Origin of the sequence: Agromyces sp. NPDC052230, assembly GCF_040679595.1 — a bacterium.
In the GTDB taxonomy this organism is placed as follows: domain Bacteria; phylum Actinomycetota; class Actinomycetes; order Actinomycetales; family Microbacteriaceae; genus Agromyces.
Window position 1 is genome coordinate 100,858 of the sequence record NZ_JBFAVC010000002.1, and the last position, 16,991, is coordinate 117,848.

The 16,991-nt window shown below is 70.8% G+C and carries 14 protein-coding genes; 5 read left to right on the top strand and 9 right to left on the bottom strand.

The window, feature by feature from the left end; genetic code table 11:
- Positions 1–48 precede the first annotated feature (48 nt).
- The 8 genes from AB0K73_RS05705 to pepN (AB0K73_RS05740) all read right to left on the bottom strand — a co-directional run bounded on the left by AB0K73_RS05705 (position 49) and on the right by pepN (AB0K73_RS05740) (position 10,617).
- Entirely contained in the window at positions 49–444 is a 396-nt protein-coding gene (locus tag AB0K73_RS05705; RefSeq protein WP_360511518.1) for a globin, read from the bottom strand.
- Complete coding sequence (locus AB0K73_RS05710; RefSeq protein ID WP_360511521.1) at positions 441–1,514, bottom strand: mechanosensitive ion channel family protein; 1,074 nt, start codon at positions 1,512–1,514, stop codon at positions 441–443. The genes AB0K73_RS05705 and AB0K73_RS05710 overlap by 4 nt, the downstream gene beginning before the upstream one ends.
- Before the next feature lie 11 nt (positions 1,515–1,525).
- Positions 1,526–4,105, bottom strand: a complete 2,580-nt coding sequence (gene pepN / locus AB0K73_RS05715) for an aminopeptidase N (protein ID WP_360511523.1) — start codon at positions 4,103–4,105, stop codon at positions 1,526–1,528.
- A gap of 72 nt (positions 4,106–4,177) precedes the next feature.
- A complete protein-coding gene (locus AB0K73_RS05720; protein ID WP_360511525.1) occupies positions 4,178–4,888 on the bottom strand; it encodes a response regulator transcription factor in 711 nt (236 codons plus the stop codon).
- Positions 4,885–6,168, bottom strand: coding sequence for a histidine kinase (locus AB0K73_RS05725; RefSeq protein ID WP_360511527.1), 1,284 nt, complete (start codon positions 6,166–6,168; stop codon positions 4,885–4,887). The genes AB0K73_RS05720 and AB0K73_RS05725 overlap by 4 nt, the downstream gene beginning before the upstream one ends.
- 10 nt (positions 6,169–6,178) lie before the next feature.
- A complete protein-coding gene (locus AB0K73_RS05730; RefSeq protein ID WP_360511529.1) occupies positions 6,179–7,030 on the bottom strand; it encodes an ABC transporter permease in 852 nt (283 codons plus the stop codon).
- A complete protein-coding gene (locus AB0K73_RS05735) occupies positions 7,027–7,938 on the bottom strand; it encodes an ATP-binding cassette domain-containing protein (protein WP_360511531.1) in 912 nt (303 codons plus the stop codon). Before AB0K73_RS05735 ends, AB0K73_RS05730 begins: the two co-directional genes overlap by 4 nt.
- 114 nt (positions 7,939–8,052) lie before the next feature.
- A complete protein-coding gene (pepN, locus tag AB0K73_RS05740) occupies positions 8,053–10,617 on the bottom strand; it encodes an aminopeptidase N (RefSeq protein WP_360511533.1) in 2,565 nt (854 codons plus the stop codon).
- Positions 10,618–10,833: 216 nt separating this feature from the next.
- On the opposite strand from pepN (AB0K73_RS05740), the gene AB0K73_RS05745 reads away from it, so the two are divergent.
- Genes AB0K73_RS05745 through AB0K73_RS05755 form a run of 3 tightly spaced genes read left to right on the top strand, consistent with a single transcriptional unit; the run spans position 10,834 to position 13,226 of the window.
- Positions 10,834–11,694: a DUF2332 domain-containing protein gene (locus AB0K73_RS05745; protein ID WP_360511535.1), complete on the top strand. Its 861-nt coding sequence runs from the start codon at positions 10,834–10,836 to the stop codon at positions 11,692–11,694.
- Positions 11,695–11,703: 9 nt separating this feature from the next.
- On the top strand, positions 11,704–12,213 hold the full coding sequence (locus tag AB0K73_RS05750) for a ribose-5-phosphate isomerase (RefSeq protein ID WP_360511537.1): 510 nt from the start codon (positions 11,704–11,706) through the stop codon (positions 12,211–12,213).
- Positions 12,214–12,221: 8 nt separating this feature from the next.
- The gene (locus tag AB0K73_RS05755; protein ID WP_360511539.1) at positions 12,222–13,226 is read left to right on the top strand and encodes a DNA-formamidopyrimidine glycosylase family protein; all 1,005 of its coding nucleotides are present in this window, start codon (positions 12,222–12,224) and stop codon (positions 13,224–13,226) included.
- Between the two features lie 39 nt (positions 13,227–13,265).
- Here AB0K73_RS05755 and AB0K73_RS05760 read toward each other — a convergent pair whose 3' ends face one another.
- Positions 13,266–14,720 (bottom strand): MFS transporter, encoded by a 1,455-nt coding sequence (locus AB0K73_RS05760; protein WP_360511541.1) that lies wholly within the window; start codon positions 14,718–14,720, stop codon positions 13,266–13,268.
- 73 nt (positions 14,721–14,793) lie between these two features.
- Between AB0K73_RS05760 and AB0K73_RS05765 the strand changes: the two genes are divergently transcribed.
- Together AB0K73_RS05765 and AB0K73_RS05770 are read left to right on the top strand one after the other, a co-directional pair.
- Positions 14,794–15,438 carry an FMN-binding negative transcriptional regulator gene (locus AB0K73_RS05765; RefSeq protein WP_360511543.1) on the top strand — a complete coding sequence of 215 codons (645 nt, stop codon included), beginning with the start codon at positions 14,794–14,796 and terminating at the stop codon, positions 15,436–15,438.
- Positions 15,435–16,970, top strand: coding sequence for an amidohydrolase family protein (locus tag AB0K73_RS05770; protein WP_360511545.1), 1,536 nt, complete (start codon positions 15,435–15,437; stop codon positions 16,968–16,970). The genes AB0K73_RS05765 and AB0K73_RS05770 overlap by 4 nt, the downstream gene beginning before the upstream one ends.
- Positions 16,971–16,991: the final 21 nt, after the last annotated feature.

The window sequence follows — 16,991 nt, forward strand, 5'->3', positions numbered from 1 at the left end:
TCGTCTCGGGTGGTGCGTCGGTGTCGCGGATGCCGCGGCCGCGCGATCTCAGTCCTCGAACGTGTTGACCATCGCGAACGCGGCCCGCTCGAGGTAGTCCCAGAGGGTCTCCTCGGCGAGCGGGGGCAGGTCGAGCGTATCGAGCGCGTGGCGCATGTGCGCGAGCCAGCGGTCGCGGGCGTCGGGATTCACCTTGAAGGGCTGATGCCGCAGCCGCAGGCGGGGGTGGCCGCGCTGCTGGCTGTAGGTGCCCGGTCCGCCCCAGTACTGCTCGAGGAACATCGTGAGGCGCTCGGCGGCGGGCCCGAGGTCCTCCTCGGGGTACATGGGGCGTAGCACCGGGTCGTCGGCGACGCCGCGGTAGAACTCGGCGACGAGTCGCTCGAACGTGTCGCGACCCCCGACGGTCTCGTAGAACGACGGTGAGAGGGATGCATCCGTCATGGTGTGTCTCCGGTGGTGGGTGGCTGCGGCGCGCGAGGCGCCCGGTTCTTCTTCGTCGCGCGGGCCGAAGCCGCTTCGACCGTCGGATTCGGGGCGGTCTTCGGCGGCTTCGCGCCCTTCACCCGGGTGGCGCCCTCGAACCCCTCGAGGACGACGGTCGAGAGGCTCGGCAGCTTCACGTCCATCGCGTCGAGCGAGCGCTTGAGTCGCATCCGCAGCTCACGGGCGACGTCGTCCTTCGAGGAGGTGCGCACCTTCATGACGATGCGGAGCACCATCGCGTCGCTCGAGATCGACTCCAGGCCCCAGATCTCGGGCTTCTCGAGCACCCGGGAGCGCCACTTGCCCGACTGCGACATCTCGACGGCGGTGCGCAGCATCTCGGCCTCGACGGCATCGACGTCGGCGTCGTAGGGCACCGCGAGGTCGAGGATGATCCGCGCCCATCCCTGCGACATGTTGCCGACGCGCAGGATCTCGCCGTTGCGTACGAACCACAGGGTGCCGTTGACGTCGCGCACCTTGGTGATGCGGATCTGCACGTCCTCCACGATGCCGGTCGCCGGGCCGAGGTCGACGACGTCGCCGACGCCGAGCTGGTCCTCGATGACCATGAAGACACCGTTCAGCACGTCCTTCACGATGTTCTGCGCACCGAAGCCGAGGCCGGCGCCGATCGCGGCCGACAGGAGCGCGAACGAGCCGAGGATGTTCGGGTCGATGACGCTCACGATCATGAGGGTCACGATGATGAAGAGCGTCACGTTCACGACGTTCCGCAGCAGTGAACCCAGCGTGCGGGTGCGCTGCACGATTCGCACGGCAGCGAGCGGCGAGGCCTGCAGCGCCTGCGTGTCGGTGACCTGCTGCTTCTGCTTGACGCCCGTCACGATGCGCGTGACGATGCGCTCGATCACGAAGTGCAGGGCCAGTCGGATCAGGAGCGCGATCACGAGGATCACCACGACGGCGATGAGCTTGCCGGTGATGATGCCCCACGGGGTCAGCCAGAATGCGTCGAGTTGCTCCCACAGGGTGGTCTCGTCGGGGGCGGGCTCGAGTCGGAGCATGGTTCGACAGTCTACTGAGCCGCGCCCGAGAGGCTGCTGGCATCACGCGCGCGCGCCGTGAGGGCCCGCTCGAGCTCGTCGAGTTCCTCGGACACGAGCCGGTGCAGCGGCGCCGGCGCGGGGTTCGCGGCGAGCCAGGCGCGCGCCATGGCCGCGAGCTCCTCGTCGACGAGCGGCGAGGGGAACAACCGCGAGACGATGAGCGAGGCCATCGTGAAGCTCCGGCCGGCCCACACGTCCTGCAGCATCGCGAAGTAGTCGGTCGCCGTCGACGCGAGCAGTTCGGGCCGGGTCGTGCGCCGCCAGCCCTCGGCGATGGCGCGGGCGAGGTCGTTCGAGAGGCTCGTGTCGGTCGCGACGCGCCGCCACGCGGCATCCTTCACCGCCTGATCGGGGCGCGCAGCCCGCGCGGTCTCGGCGAGCTGACGACCCTTGGCCGTGTCGTCGAGCGCAAGTGCGGCGTCGATCTCATCGTCGGATGCCGCGCCGAGGGCGGCGCGCGCGACGACGAGCTCCCAGCGCAGGTCGAGGTCGATCGAGAGGCCGTCGAGCATGATCGAGCCGTCGAGGAGGCCGCCCAGCACGTCGGCATGCGCCGCGCTCGACGCGAGACGTGTGAACGCCTTGACGAACTGCAGTTGCCTGTCGGATCCCGGCTCGGCGAGCTCGGCGAGCGCCCAGACCGCGTCGCCCGCCTCCACCGAGAGCGTCTCGCGGTCCTCGGCGACGTAGCGGGAGAGCGCGAGCTCGAGGCGACCGAGGGCGAGCGCTCGCGCCGCCGACTGCGTCTCGCGCCCCACGCCGGCGAGCACGAGCCGCACGAAGTCGCTCGCGGGCAGTTCGGCGTCGCGCACCGCGTCCCACGCCGAGCCGAGCACCACGGCACGGGCGACGGGGTCGGCCAGGTCCGCGAGCCGTGCCACGGCCGTCGCGAACGATCGCTCGTCGAGCCGCACCTTCGCGTAGGTGAGGTCGTCGTCGTTCACGAGCAGCAGGTCGGGGCCGGCGAGTCCGACCAGCTCGGGGACGTCGGTGGAGGCACCGTCGATATCGAGCTCGATGCGGTGGGTGCGCACGAGGGCGCCATCGCCGTCGGCCTCGGCCTCGTCGGAGTAGCAGCCGATCGCGAGCCGGTGCGGGCGGAGGGTCGGATGCGTCGCGGCCGCGGACTGCTCGATGCGGGCCGCGGTGATCGTGCCCGAGGCATCCGTCTCGACCACCGCTCGCAGCGTGTTCACGCCGGCGGTCTCCAGCCACAGTTGCGACCAGCGCGTGAGGTCGCGCCCACTCGCCCGCTCGAGCTCTTCGAGCAGGTCACGGAGGGTCGCGTTGCCGCTCGCGTGCGCTGTGAGGTACGCGCCCACGCCCTGCTGGAACGCGTCGAGCCCGACCCACGCCACGAGCTGCTTCAGCACCGACGCGCCCTTGTCGTAGGTGATCTTGTCGAAGTTCACCTCGACATCGGCGAGGTCGCGGATCTCGGCGACGACCGGATGGGTCGAGGGCAACTGGTCCTGCTCGGCCGCGTGCGTCTTCTCGTCGCTCGCGAACGTCGCCCACACGCCCGTGAACTCGGTCACGTGTGACGTCGCGAGGTTCGACGCCCACGTGGCGAACGACTCGTTGAGCCAGAGGTCGTTCCACCACTTCATGGTCACGGAGTTGCCGAACCACATGTGGCTGAGCTCGTGCAGCACGACGATGGCACGCTGCTCTCGGCGGGCGTCGGAGACCCGCGCGCGGAACAGGTACGACTCGTTGAAGGTGACGGCGCCGACGTTCTCCATGGCGCCCCAGTTGTACTCGGGCACGAAGATCTGGTCGTACTTGCCGTAGGGGTAGGGCACCCCGAACGCGGTCTCGTAGAAGCCCAGGCCGGCCTGCACGGTCTCGAACATGACGTCGGGCTCGGCGTACTGCGCGAGCGAAGCTCGGGTGAAGAGGCCTAGCGGAACGTCGCGTCCGTCGACGCTGCGCGCTGAGCCGTGCCAGGCTGCGTAGGGGCCGGCGATGAGGGCGACGATGTAGCTCGAGACCACGGGACCCGGCTCGAAGGTCCAGGTTGCGGATGCCCCGTCGGGGTCGCGCTCCGGCTCGGGTGAGGGCGCGTTCGAGAGCACGGTCCAGTGCGCCGGCGCCGTGATCGTGAAGCGGAACGAGGCCTTCAGGTCGGGCTGGTCGAACACCGCGAAGACCCGGTTGGCCTCGGCGACCGCGAACTCGGTGTACAGGTAGGCCTCTCCGTCGACGGGGTCGACGAAACGGTGCAGGCCTTCGCCGGTGTTCGTGTAGCTCGCGTCGGCCACGACGTGCAGCTCGTTGTCGGCCTCGAGCTGCTCGAGGCGGATGCGCGTGCCGTCGCTCACCGCGGCCGGGTCGAGCGGTCGGCCGTTCAGGGTGATCGAGTGGATGGCGTCGGTGCACGCCTCGATGAAGGTCGCGCTGCCTGGGACGCCCGTGAACCGAACCGTCGTCTCGCTGCGGAACGTCTCGGCACCCCGAGTGAGATCGAGGACGACCTCATAGGACGGGGCGCTCACGACGGCGGAGCGCTCGGTCGCTTCGGCGCGCGTGAGGTTGGCAGCAGGCATGGCGGAACCCTTCGGATCGGTGTGCCCAGCCAGCCTAGCGACGGCGGCCGACTCACCCGGCTGCCGGCCGACCTACCGGCGGCCGCCCGACCTGCCGCCCGCCGGCCCCTGCGCCATGAGGCCGTGCTCGTAGGCGAGGATCACGAGGTGCACGCGGTCGCGGGCGTCGAGCTTCGTCAGGATGTGGCCGACGTGGGTCTTCACGGTCGATTCCGAGAGGAAGAAGCGCCCGGCGAGTTCGCCGTTGGTGAGGCCTTCGGCGATGGCGACGAGGATCTCGCGTTCCCGCGGGGTCAACGCGGCGATCGGGCTCGGCGCCGTGGAACCGTCGTGGTGCGCAGGCAACTCCCGGGAGAACAGCTCGATCATGCGCCGGGTGACTCGGGGCGAGAGCGCCGCATCGCCCTCGTGCACCGCACGGATCGCGGCGACGAGGTCTTGCGGGCGCACGTCCTTGAGCAGGAACCCGCTCGCGCCGGCCCGGATCGCGGCGAACGCGTACTCGTCGAGGTCGAACGTGGTGAGCACGATGACCTTCGGGGCCGACCGCGCCGCGATCACCTCGGCGGTGGCGGCGATGCCGTCCATGCCGGGCATCCGCACGTCCATGAGCATCACGTCGACGGATGTCTCGCCGGCGAGCCGGATGGCCTCGCGACCGTCGCCGGCCTCGCCGACGACCTCGATCCCTGGCTCCGCGTCGAGCACCATGTGGAAGCCCGCGCGCACGAGATCCTGGTCGTCGACGATCGCGACTCGGATGGGCGACGTTTCCCCGTTCATGGTTGGCCCTTCGGGTCTGGCGGCTCGGTCGGGAGGGTCGCGTGCAGGCGCCAGCCGTTCCCGGCGCGCGGCCCGACGTCGAGGGTGCCGCCGGAGAGCGCGACGCGTTCGCGGAGGCCCTCGAGCCCGCGGCCGGCGCCGGTCATCCGCGGGCTCGTGTGCACCGCGTCGTCCTCGATGGTGATCTCGACGGCGTCGTCACGATGCTCGATGAGCACCTCGACGTGCTGGGCCCGATCGGCGTGCCGGAGGACGTTCGTGAGCCCCTCCTGCACGATGCGGTAGGTCGCGAGCTGCAGGACGCTGCCGCTGACCGGCGCGCCCGCCGTGGTGAGACGCACCGGTAGCCCGGCCTCGCGGAATCCCTCGACGAGGTCGGGGATCGCGGCGGCGTCGGGCTGCGGCGACCGCGCGGCCGCGTCGCCCGAGGCGTCGTTCAGGACGCCGAGCATGCGGCGCATCTCGGTGAGCGCGTCGCGGCCGGCATCGGCGACGCGGCGCATGGCGTCGGCGGCTCGCGCAGGGTCGTGCTCGACGGTGGCGGCCGAGCCGTCGGCCAGCGTGATCATCACGGTGAGTCCGTGCGAGACGATGTCGTGCATCTCGCGGGCGATGCGAGCCCGCTCCGCGGCCGCGACGAGCTGCCGCTCCTGGTCCCGTTCCCGGGCGAGGTCGTGGGCGCGGGCGATGAGGGCGTCCAGGTAGCGCCGACGATTGCCCACGGTCACGCCGATGAGCGTGGCGATGAGCATGAAGACGGCGAACGTGATCGACGAGCCGAGCGCATCGAACTCGAAGGGGTCCACGACCAGCGCGTCGCGAAGCCACGTCGAGAGGTATGCCGCCGCTGCGCCGACCACGACCGACAGCCCGTAGGCGATCCACGCCGCTCGCGTCGACGCGTAGACGGCCATCGCGTAGAGCGCGATCAGGATGGCGAGGACGTCGATGGAGCCGGTCGGAGCGGACATCAGGCACGCGAGCCAGGCGAGCGCGAGCACGACCGACGGGTGCGAGCGACGGAACAGCAGGAGTCCCACCGCGCTGGCCACTGCGGTGGCGACGGCGGCGATCGTGACCGAGACCGGCAAGGCGTACTGGACGGCGCCGACGAGGGTGCCGATGACCGTCGGAATTCCGTAGATCCCGGCGATCAGCCCGTCGGCGAGCCGCGGATGCCGCGCCCAGAACCGCCGGATGACTCCGGGTGGCCTCGGCAGACGCAACTCGCCCTCGGCCACCCCATCAGGGTGGTCGAGGGCGAGCCGGGCTTCGGTCATGGACAGGACTCTACGCGTCGCGCCGTGCGAGCAGGACGGCTGCTCCGGCACCGGAAGCGCCAACCCAGCCGAGCACGACGAGCAGGTTCTGCCACCACTCGAGCGCGTCGTCGGGATCCATGGCGAACAGGTCGGTTCCTGCTGCAGAGAGCAGGTACGGCACCGCGTCCTGAGCCCAGTCGGCCGGGATCACCTGTACGAGGGTCGGCACCACGAGCACCAGTGCGACGACGATCGCGATGCCCCCCGCGCTCGAGCGCACCATGGTTCCGACGCCGAGCGAGAACACGGCAAGGAGCGCGAGGTAGAGGGTGGCGCCGAGCATCGCGGCGAGCACGTCGGGGTCGGCGACGCTCGCCGAGATGCCCTCGCCCGCGTAGACGATGGACGAGGCGGCGAAGGCGCCGACGAGCGACAGCGCTGCGACGAGGAATGTAACCAAGAACAGCACGATCGCCTTGGCCGCGAGCGTGGGGAGGCGCCGGGGGACCGCAGTGAGCGTCGAGCGGATCATGCCGGTTCGATACTCGCCGCTCATGACGAGTACGCCGAGTACTGCGACCACGAGCTGCGTGAGGCCGACGCCGACGGTCATCGTGCGCACGATGAGGTCGGTCTGCGCCTCGGCCGGCATTCCGGCCGTGATCTCATCGCCGAAGCCGCTGAGGCTGGTGAGCGCCAGGAGCAGGGACATGCCCGCGGCGAGCACGATCACGAGCAGGTACGACCAACCGGTGGACCGCAGGCTGCGGAGCTTGATCCACTCGGAGCGGAGCACGCCGCCGAATCCGAGCGTGGTTGTGCGGGCGGAACGAGGCTGCGCCGTTCCGGCAGCAGCGGGGGTGGGGGTGATGGTGGTCATCGGAGTGCCTCCGTGCGGTATTCGACGGCGTCGGCGGTGAGAGCCATGTAGGCCTCCTCGAGCGACGCGTTCAGGGTGGTGAGTTCGTGGATGGCGAGCGCGTGCTCGGCGGCGAGGTCGCCGATGCCGGATGCCTCGACGCCCGTGATCTCCAGCAGTCCCGCCTCGGAGCGCATGACGCTCACCTCGGCGCCGGCGAGCAGATCGGCGAGCTGCGACGCGTGCGGGGAGCGAACGCGGACGCGAGTCCCGGTGTTGCCGGCGATGACGTCGGCGACCGGGGCATCCGTGATGATCCGGCCCTTGCCGAGCACGATGAGGTGGTCGGCGGTGAGCGCCATCTCGCTCATGAGGTGCGAGGAGAGGAAGATCGTGCGACCTTCCGCGGCGAGGCTGCGCACGAGGCGGCGTACCCACTGCACGCCCTCGGGGTCGAGGCCGTTGACCGGCTCGTCGAGGAGGAGTGTCGCGGGGTCGCCGAGCAGTGCGGCGGCGATGCCGAGGCGTTGGCCCATGCCGAGTGAGAAGCCGCCGACGCGCTTCCGCGCGACCGACTCGAGGCCGGTGAGTTCGATGACCTCGCGCACGCGGCGTTCGCCGATGCCGTGCGTGGCGGCCATTGCGCGGAGGTGGTTCTCGGCGGTGCGCCCGGTGTGGATGGCCTTCGCATCGAGCAGCGCGCCCACTTCGTGGAGCGGTGCGCGGTGGTGTGCGTAGGGCTTGCCGTTGACCGTGACGCTGCCCGCCGTGGGGCGGTCGAGTCCCACGATCATACGCATCGTGGTGGATTTGCCGGCTCCGTTGGGGCCGAGGAATCCGGTGACGCGGCCGGGGTGCACGGTGAAGTCGAGTCCATCGACGGCGGTCTTCGCGCCGTAGCGCTTGGTGAGTCCTGCTGCGGTGATCATGTCTCCGACGCTACGGATGACGTGTCCTCCGCAGATCGGACGGCGGGACGGTTCCGGGGCGGTCGCGAGTGGTACCGGGGTACTACTCGCGACCGCCCCGGGACGCCGCTGGTGCTACTGCTGCGCGTCGCGCTCCTGCGCGGCGAGCGCCCGGTCGATGCCGGCGAGACGCTCGATCACGAGGCGACGCAGCGCGGGCACGTCGGGGTGCGAGTCCAGCCAGGCCCGGCTCGCATCCGCGAGGGCGCGGTTCGCGAGCGGCGACGGGTAGAGGCCGTCGACGAGCTTGTCGGCGATGGCGTAGCTGCGCTCGTCCCAGATGCGCTCGAGCATCGCGAAGTACCGTTCCACGAACGCCTCGAGCAATGCGGGGTCGCTCGCGCGAAGGAAGCCCTCGGCGGTCTCGCGCACGATCGTGTTGCTGGCGGTGTCCACGTCGATGAGCGACGACCATGCCCGCTCCTTCGCCTCCAGCGTCTGGATCGCGGCACGGGCGTTCGCGGCCGACTGCTGGCCCGTGGCCGTGTTGTCGGTCGCGAGGCGCTCGTCGATCTCGGCGTCGCCCGCACGACCCGAGGCGACGAGCGCGATGAGCAGCTCCCAGCCGAGGTCGGCGTCGATCTCGAGGCCCTCGAGCTGGAGCGAGCCGTCGTGCAGCGCTTGGAGCTCGTCGACGTGCGAGCTCGCCTCGGCAATGGTCGCGAAGTTCGTGACGAACTGGAACTGCGCGTCGCTGCCCGGCGCGGCCTCCTGGGCGAGGCGCCAGAACCCGTCGGCGAGGGTTCGGCGAGCCTCGGTCCGTCGCTCGGGCGCGACGTACGAGCTGGCGGCGAGCACGGCGTTCGCCAGCACGATGCGCAACGTCGTCGACTCCGTCTCGCTCGCGATGTTGCCGAGCACGAGGGCGAGGTAGTCGCCGGCTCGCGTCTCGGCGTCGCGCGTGGCATCCCATACCGAGCTCCACACGAGGGCGCGGGCGAGCGGGTCGGCGATCTCGGAGAGATTCGCGAGGGCCACGCCGTGCGAGGCCTCGTCGAGCCGGATCTTCGCGTAGGCCAGGTCGTCGTCGTTGAGCAGCACGAGGTCTGGGCGCGGGTGCCCGACGAGTTCGGCCACCTCGGTGCGCTCGCCGTCGACGTCGAGCTCGACGCGGTGGTCGCGCACGAGCCTGCCGTCCTTCAGGTTGTAGAACCCGATGGCGAGACGGTGCGGACGGATGGTGGGGTGCTCGACGATGGCGGACTGCAGCACGGCGAACGACGTGATGACGCCCGCGTCATCCGTCTCGATCTCGGAACGCAGCGTGTTGACCCCGGCGGTCTCGAGCCACAGGCCCGACCAGTCGGACAGGTCGCGGCCGCTCGAGACCTCGAGTTCGGCCAGAAGGTCGGCGAGGGTCGTGTTGCCCCAGGCGTGCTTCCGGAAGTAGGCGGACACGCCGGCGAAGAACGCGTCGACGCCGACCCAGGCGACCAGCTGCTTCAGCACCGAACCGCCCTTGGCGTACGTGATGCCGTCGAAGTTGACCTGCACGTCCTCGAGGTCGTTGATGGTGGCGACCACCGGATGCGTCGACGGCAATTGGTCTTGACGGTACGCCCAGCTCTTCTCCATCGAGTTGAACGTCGTCCACGCCTCGGTCCACTCGGTGGCCTCGGCGGTGGCGATGGTGGACGCCCACTCGGCGAACGACTCGTTCAGCCAGAGGTCGTTCCACCACTTCATGGTGACGAGGTCGCCGAACCACATGTGGGCGAGCTCGTGCAGGATCGTGACGACGCGACGCTCGCGAACGGCATCCGTTACCTTCGAGCGGAACACGTAGAACTCGGTGAACGTGACGGCGCCGGCGTTCTCCATCGCGCCCGCGTTGTACTCGGGCACGAAGAGCTGGTCGTACTTCGCGAAGGGGTAGGGCACGCCGAACTTGCGCTCGAAGTACTCGAAGCCCTGCTTGGTCTTCTCGAAGATGTAGTCGGCGTCGAGGAACTCGGAGAGGCTCTTGCGGCTGAACACGCCGAGCGGGATGACCCGGCCATCGGCCGACGTCAGCTCGTCGCGCACCACGGCGTACGGGCCCGCGATGAGCGCGGTGATGTAGCTCGAGATGCGGGGCGTGGGCTCGAACGCCCACGTCTTCGCGGGGGTGTCGCTGCCGTCGCCGGCGACCGCGTCGACCGGCTCGGGCGTCGGGGAGTTGGAGACGACCTCCCAGTGCGCGGGCGTCGTCACCGTGAACCGGAAGGAGGCCTTGAGGTCGGGCTGCTCGAACACCGCGAACATGCGCCGCGAGTCGGGCACCTCGAACTGCGTGTAGAGGTAGGCCTCGCCGTCGACGGGGTCGACGAACCGGTGCAGCCCCTCGCCCGTGTGCATGTACCGGCCGTCGGCGACGACGGTCAGTTCGTTCTCGGCGGCGAGGTTCGGCAGCTGGATGCGCACGCCGTCGCTCACCTCGGCGGGGTCGAGGGTCTCGCCGTTGAGGGTGACCGAGTGCACCTCCGCGGTGATCGCGTCGATGAACGTGGAGGCGCCCTTGGTCGCGGCGAACCGCACCGTGGTCGTGCTCCGGAACACGTCGGGGCCCGTCGTCACGTCGAGCACGACATCGTAGTCGTGCACGTCGACGAGCGCGGCGCGCTCCTCGGCTTCGAGCCTCGTGAGGTTCTCTCCTGGCAACTTGGTCTTCCTCTCCATGAGCGTTCGGGGGGCGCTCGTGGCGCCGTCGCACGATTGACCAGCCTAGTGCTCGGGCCTACCGTGGCGACATGCCGATGAGCGTCGATTCCAGTGCCTCGACTGCCGATCGATACCGCACCTTCGCCGACGTTGAGGCCCGCGGGATGTCGGCCACCTACGAGTCGTAGTCGACGAAGCGTCGCGGGCGATCCCGAGGTGGTCGCACTCATCGACGAGCTGCCGTCGCCGAAGCGCCAGCCCAATCTCGTGTTCTCGGCCGCCCGATTCCAGGGCGTGCCGACCGTCCCGTATCGCGTGTTCCGCGACTGGCTTCGTGAGCACTGGGTGGAGGTGCGGGCGACGGCGCTCTCGCACGCCACCCAGACCAACGAGGCGGCCAGGTGCGCCCTGCACGTGCCGGCGCTGGTGGGCATCGACGGCCCGATCGCGCTGCTCGAGGTCGGGGCATCCGCGGGTCTCTGCCTCTACCCTGACCGGTACAGCTACCGCTACCCGGGGCACCCGCAACTCGATCCCGCGACGGGACCCAGCCCGGTGGTGCTCGACTGCGAGGCGATCGGACCCGTGCCGGTGCCGACCCGGTTGCCCGAGGTGGTGTGGCGCGGCGGCATCGACCTCAACCCGCTCGACGTGCGACACCCCGACGACCTGGCGTGGCTCGACGCGCTCGTGTGGCCCGAGCACGACGACCGCCGGCAGCGCCTTCGTGCCGCTGCCGCCATCGCCGCGGACGATCCGCCGCGCATCGTCGCGGGCGACCTCAACGAGCGGCTCGTCGCGCTCGCCGCCGAGGTGCCCCGCGATGCGACCCTCGTGGTGTTCCACACGGTGGTGCTCATGTACGTCGATGCGCGGGAACGGCACCGGTTCGCCGAGACGGTGCAGGCGCTCCAGGGCCATTGGCTGTCGGTGGAACCGCGGGCGGCGCTCCCGGCGATCCGGGTGCGCGACGACGTGCCGAACGAGAGCTCCGACCTCGTGCTGGCCCTCGACGGGGTGCAGCTGGCGTGGGCGCAGCCGCACGGGCGCGCCATCCGGTGGGTGCCGAATCCCTAGACTTGGCGCATGCGCATCCACATCGCGACCGACCACGCCGGCCTCGAGTTCAGCCGCACGCTCGCCGGCCATCTGACCAACGGCGGTCATGAGGTCGTCGACCACGGCCCCGCCGAGTACGACGCGCTCGACGACTACCCGGCGTTCTGCATCAATGCGGCGCTCGCGGTCGCGCGCGACCAGGCGGCCGGCGTCAGGACGCTCGGCGTGGTCTTCGGCGGGTCGGGCAATGGCGAGCAGATCGCCGCGAACAAGGTGCACGGCATTCGCGCGGCCCTCGTGTGGAGCATGGACACGGCGATCCTCGCGCGCCAGCACAACGATGCCAACGTCATCTCGATCGGTGCCCGCCAGCACACCGTGGAGGAGGCGATCCGCTACATCGACGCGTTCATCGCCGAGCCGTTCTCGGGCGACGAACGGCACATGCGCCGCATCGCACAGCTCGCGGAGTACGAGACCACCGGCGACATCGCCGGCAAGGGCGTCGATGTCGCGGCGCCGAGCCCCGAGGCGTAGGAGCGCCGTTGCCCGAGGGACACTCCGTCCACCGCATCACCCGCCAGTTCGAGCGCAACTTCGTGGGCCAGGTCGTGCACGCGTCGAGCCCACAGGGCCGGTTCGCCGAGGGCGCAGCCGACCTCGACGGGCGACGGATGACCGACGCCCGCGCCGTGGGCAAGCAGATGTTCCTCGGCTTCGAGGGCGACCGGTGGCTGCGTGTGCACCTCGGCATGTACGGCGCGTGGGACTTCGCGGGTGACATCCTGATGGATGCCACGATCGCAGCGGCGAACGGCCGCATGGGCCAGACGAACCAGCGCGGCACCTTCCTCGACAGCCCGAACCCCGATGCGGTCGTGTTCGACCGGGCCGGCGAGAACTCCCTCACGTCGATCGGCGCCCCACGGCGCACGCGGCTGCGAATGTCGGAATCCGAGAAGGAGGGCGACGGGCTCGAGTCGTTCCCGCCCGAACCCATCGGCCAGGTGCGCGTGCGCCTCCTCACCGACACCGTCTGCGCCGACCTCCGGGGGCCGACCGCGTGCGAGGTGCTCGACCCGGCGCAGGTGGAGGCCGTCGTCGCGAAGCTCGGGCCCGATCCGCTGATCGACGTCGGGCAGGCGGCCGAAGACCGGTTCGCGGCAGCCGTCACGAAGAAGCCCACCCCGATCGCCCTCCTGCTCATGGACCAGAACGTCGTGGCCGGCATCGGCAACGTCTACCGGGCCGAATTGCTGTTCCGCGCCAGGCAGAACCCGCACACCCCGGGCCGGCTGGTGCCCGAGGAGCACGTGCGGCACCTGTGGCGCGACTGGTCGAGGCTGCTGCGCATCGGCGTCGAGACCGGTCAGATGATGACCATGGACGACCTCGACCCCGTGGCGTACCGGGCGGCGCTCGCGAACCGGGCCGATCGGCACTGGGTGTACAAGCGCGAGGGGCTGCCGTGCCGGGTGTGCGGCACGAACATCGTCATGGAGGAGCTCGGCGCCCGCAAGCTGTACTGGTGCCCCTACTGCCAGGCCTGAACCGACGGAATGCCTTCGAAGGCCAGCAACGGATGCCGGTCAGCCCAGGCCCTCCGGCAGCGACGGGTGCTCGCCGGGGAGCCGGCGGGGCTTCGGGATGATCAGGCCCAGGACACCCGCCACGACCGCTGCGCCGAGGCCGATGAGGAACGTGAGCTGGAACGCCTCGCTGGTCGGCACCTGGACTCCGCCCACGTCGATCGCGTACGCCGCGAGCACGGCCCCCATGACGGCCGCCGCAGCGCTCGTGCCGAGCGATCGCATGAGCGCGTTGAGCCCGTTGGCGGCGCCCGTCTCGGTCGCCGGAACCGCACGCATGATGAGGATCGGCATGGCTGCGTAGCCGAGCCCGATGCCGACACCGATCAGGGCGTTGACGAGCGCGATCTGCCACACCTCCGACGAGGCGACGAGCGCCACCGAGTAGGCGACGATCATCGCGGCGGCGCCGGCCACGAGCAGTGCGCGCGGGCCGAAGAGGCGGGTGAGGCGAGCGGCGACGGGCGACATCGCCATCATCACGAGCCCGGCCGGCATGATCACGAGGCTGGCCTGGAGGAGCGGCAGGCCGAGGCCGACGCCGGTGTCGGCGGGGAGCTCGAGCAGCTGCGGAAGGCTGATGTTCGACGAGAAGAACGCGAACCCCATGGCGATCGAGGCGAGGTTCGTGATGAGCACGGGCGGCCTGGCCGCAACCCGCAGGTCGACGAGGGGGTCGTCGAGCCGGAGCTCGAACCATCCCCAGGCGGTGAGCGTGGCGAGGCCGCCGAGGCCGAACGCGAGGGTCGCCGCCGACGTCCATCCCCACGCGTCGCCCTGCGACAGCGCGATGAGTACGCCCGACAGGCCGATCGCGAGGCCGACGACGCCGGGCAGGTCGAATCCGCCCGGCGCTCGCAGCGTGCTCACGGGCACGAGCCAGGCGACGAGCACGAAGAGCACGACGCCGAGGGCGGCGGCCATCCAGAAGAGCAGGTGCCAGTCGGCGTTGTCCGCGATGAGCGCGCTCACGGGCAGGCCCAGCGCTCCGCCGAACCCGAGCGTGGCGCTCACGAGCGCGACCGCGCCGCCGATCCGGTCCTCGTGCAGGTGGTCGCGGAGCACGGCGATGCCGAGCGGGATCACGCCGGTGACGGCGCCCTGCAGCGCGCGTCCGACGAGCAGCACGGGGAGCGACTGCGACGCGCCGGCGATCACGCTGCCCACGATGAGCACCGCGATGAGCGCCAACACGATGCGCCGCTTGCCGTACAGGTCGCCGAGCCGACCCGCGATGGGGGTGGTGATCGCGGCCGTGAGGAGCGTGACCGTCACGACCCACGCGGTCGCCTCACGGCTCTCGTCGAGCAGCTCGGGCAGCTCCGCCTGGATCGGTACGACGATCGTGAACATGAACGACGAGCATGCTCCGGCGAACGCGAGCACGGCGACGATGGGCCAGGTCGGGGGCGTGCGGCTGAGGCTCTTCCGTTCGTCCTCGTCGCGCCTGCTCATCCGCGACAGCCTATCGGCACCCGGTGCCGGTGCCGCCGAAGGTAGCGTGGAGGCATCCGACGGAAGGACAGCGATGCGGCAGAACCCGAGCTTCACCCTCGCGAGCGAGGAGGGCGTGAAGCAGCTCATCCGCGAGCACCCGTGGATGACGATCGTGAGCATGACGGATGCCGCGGGCCTCGTGGCATCCCACTATCCGGTGCTCCTCGACGAGACGGCCGACGGCATCGCGCTGCTCACCCACGTGGGCCGCCCCGACGAGGTCGTCCACGAGCTCGGTCGCCACGAGATCATGGTCATCGTGCAGGGTCCGCACGGCTACATCTCGCCGAGCTGGTACGACGCGAACCCCGCCGTGCCGACGTGGAACTTCGTCACCGCGCACCTCTACGGCACCCCTGAGCTCCTCGAACACGACGAGAACCTGCGCGTGCTCGAGCAGCTCGTCGACCACTTCGAGCTCGTCCTGCCCGAACCCCGGCGGATGCGCGGCACGCCCGAGAACTCCGCGTACGCCGACCGTATCTCCACGGGCACGGTGGGCCTGCGCATCCCGATCACGCGGTTCGTCGCGAAGAACAAGATGAGTCAGAACCGCCCCGCCGAGACGGTCGACCGCATCATCGACGAGCTCGAGGGCGACGGAGCCTACGCCAACCCGGCACTCGCCGCGCAGATGCGCCGCACGCACGAGGCGCTGCGGGCAGCCCGCGCATGATCGTCGAGACGTCCAGCACGGTGCGGGCGACGGATGCCCCGGCGCCGGTCCTCCTCGCCGGCGCCCGTCTCCCCGGCCGCGACGACCGCGTCGACGTGCACGTGGCGAACGGGGTGACCGCCTCGATCGCACCGGCGGGCACGGCGGCCGCGCCTGCGGGCGCAGAGCGGATCGACCTCGACGGCCGTTTCATCGTGCCCGGACTCCACGACCGGCACGTGCACTTCTCGCAGTGGTCCGTGTGGTCGCGCCGCCTCGACCTCGCGGGTGCCGACTCCGCCGCCGCGGCGGCAGCGCTCGTCGCTGGATGGATCGACCGTGGCGACGCCGAGGTCATCGGCGGCGGCTACCGCGACGGGCTCTGGCCCGATGCCCCGAGCCGCGAGCTGCTCGACCGCGTGTCGGGCGACGTGCCCGTCGTGCTCATCGCGGGTGACCTGCACGCGTGCTGGGTGAACACCGCCGCGGCGCGACGCCACGGGGTGGAGCACCTCGCGGGGGCGAGCGGCGTGCTCCGCGAGGACGACTGCTTCCGGCTCACCGGTGAACTCGACGACGTCTCCGACGACGTGCTCGACGAATGGGTCGCCGAGGCGGCAACAGCGGCAGCCGTCCGTGGCGTCGTCGGCATCACCGACTACGAGATGCGCTGGAACCGCGACGACTGGGCGCGCCGCGCTGCCGCGGGCTTCGACGCGGTGCGCGTGACGTTCGGCGTGTACACCCAGCACCTCGAGCGCGCCATCGGCGAGGGCCTGCGCACCGGCGACGAGCTGCCCGGCAGCGGCGGCCTCGTCACCGTCGGCGGCTACAAGGTCATCACCGACGGCTCGCTCAACACCCGCACCGCGTGGTGCGACGACCGCTACCCGGACCTCGGCGACGACGACCACCCCTTCGGGCTCGCGACGGTGCCGTACGACGAGCTCGTGCCGCTCCTCCGTCGCGCCCACGGGGGAGGCCTCGCCCCCGCGGTGCACGCGATCGGCGACCGCGCCAACGCGGCGGTGCTCGACGCCCTCGAGGCCGTCGCGCCCGGCGGCTGGAACCGGCTCGCCTCGATCGAGCACGCCCAGCTGCTCCGCCACGACGACGTCGCTCGCTTCGCGCGCCTCGGCATCGTGGCGAGCGTGCAGCCCGAGCACGCGATGGACGACCGCGACGTCGCCGACCGGTACTGGGCCGGGCGCACCGACCGCGCGTTCATGCTCGCCGAACTCGCCGCAGCCGGGGTCGAACTCGCGCTCGGCTCCGATGCCCCTGTCGCACCGCTCGACCCGTGGGTCGCGATCTCCGCGGCGGTGGGGCGCAGCCGCGACGGACGTGAGCCGTGGCATCCCGAGCAGGCGATCGAGGCTCGGGCCGCGCTCGCCGCATCGACCGGCGGGCGGGGTGCCGAGATCGCCGAGGGTGCGCCGGCCGACCTCGCGGTCGTCGAGCTCGATCCGCTCGCGGCATCCGTCGACCAACTCCGCACCATGCCGGTGGCCATGACCCTCCTCGGTGGACGCATCACGTACGACGCGCGCTGAGGCGAGCGCAGGCTGACCTGC

Excerpts from the sequence above, each read along its gene's own strand:
- AB0K73_RS05705 (WP_360511518.1), bottom strand. The coding sequence starts at position 444 with ATGACGGATGCATCCCTCTCACCGTCGTTCTACGAGACCGTCGGGGGT.
- AB0K73_RS05710 (WP_360511521.1), bottom strand. The coding sequence starts at position 1,514 with ATGCTCCGACTCGAGCCCGCCCCCGACGAGACCACCCTGTGGGAGCAA.
- pepN (WP_360511523.1), bottom strand. The coding sequence starts at position 4,105 with ATGCCTGCTGCCAACCTCACGCGCGCCGAAGCGACCGAGCGCTCCGCC.
- AB0K73_RS05720 (WP_360511525.1), bottom strand. The coding sequence starts at position 4,888 with ATGAACGGGGAAACGTCGCCCATCCGAGTCGCGATCGTCGACGACCAG.
- AB0K73_RS05725 (WP_360511527.1), bottom strand. The coding sequence starts at position 6,168 with ATGACCGAAGCCCGGCTCGCCCTCGACCACCCTGATGGGGTGGCCGAG.
- AB0K73_RS05730 (WP_360511529.1), bottom strand. The coding sequence starts at position 7,030 with ATGACCACCATCACCCCCACCCCCGCTGCTGCCGGAACGGCGCAGCCT.
- AB0K73_RS05735 (WP_360511531.1), bottom strand. The coding sequence starts at position 7,938 with ATGATCACCGCAGCAGGACTCACCAAGCGCTACGGCGCGAAGACCGCC.
- AB0K73_RS05750 (WP_360511537.1), top strand. The coding sequence starts at position 11,704 with ATGCGCATCCACATCGCGACCGACCACGCCGGCCTCGAGTTCAGCCGC.
- AB0K73_RS05760 (WP_360511541.1), bottom strand. The coding sequence starts at position 14,720 with ATGAGCAGGCGCGACGAGGACGAACGGAAGAGCCTCAGCCGCACGCCC.
- AB0K73_RS05765 (WP_360511543.1), top strand. The coding sequence starts at position 14,794 with ATGCGGCAGAACCCGAGCTTCACCCTCGCGAGCGAGGAGGGCGTGAAG.
- AB0K73_RS05770 (WP_360511545.1), top strand. The coding sequence starts at position 15,435 with ATGATCGTCGAGACGTCCAGCACGGTGCGGGCGACGGATGCCCCGGCG.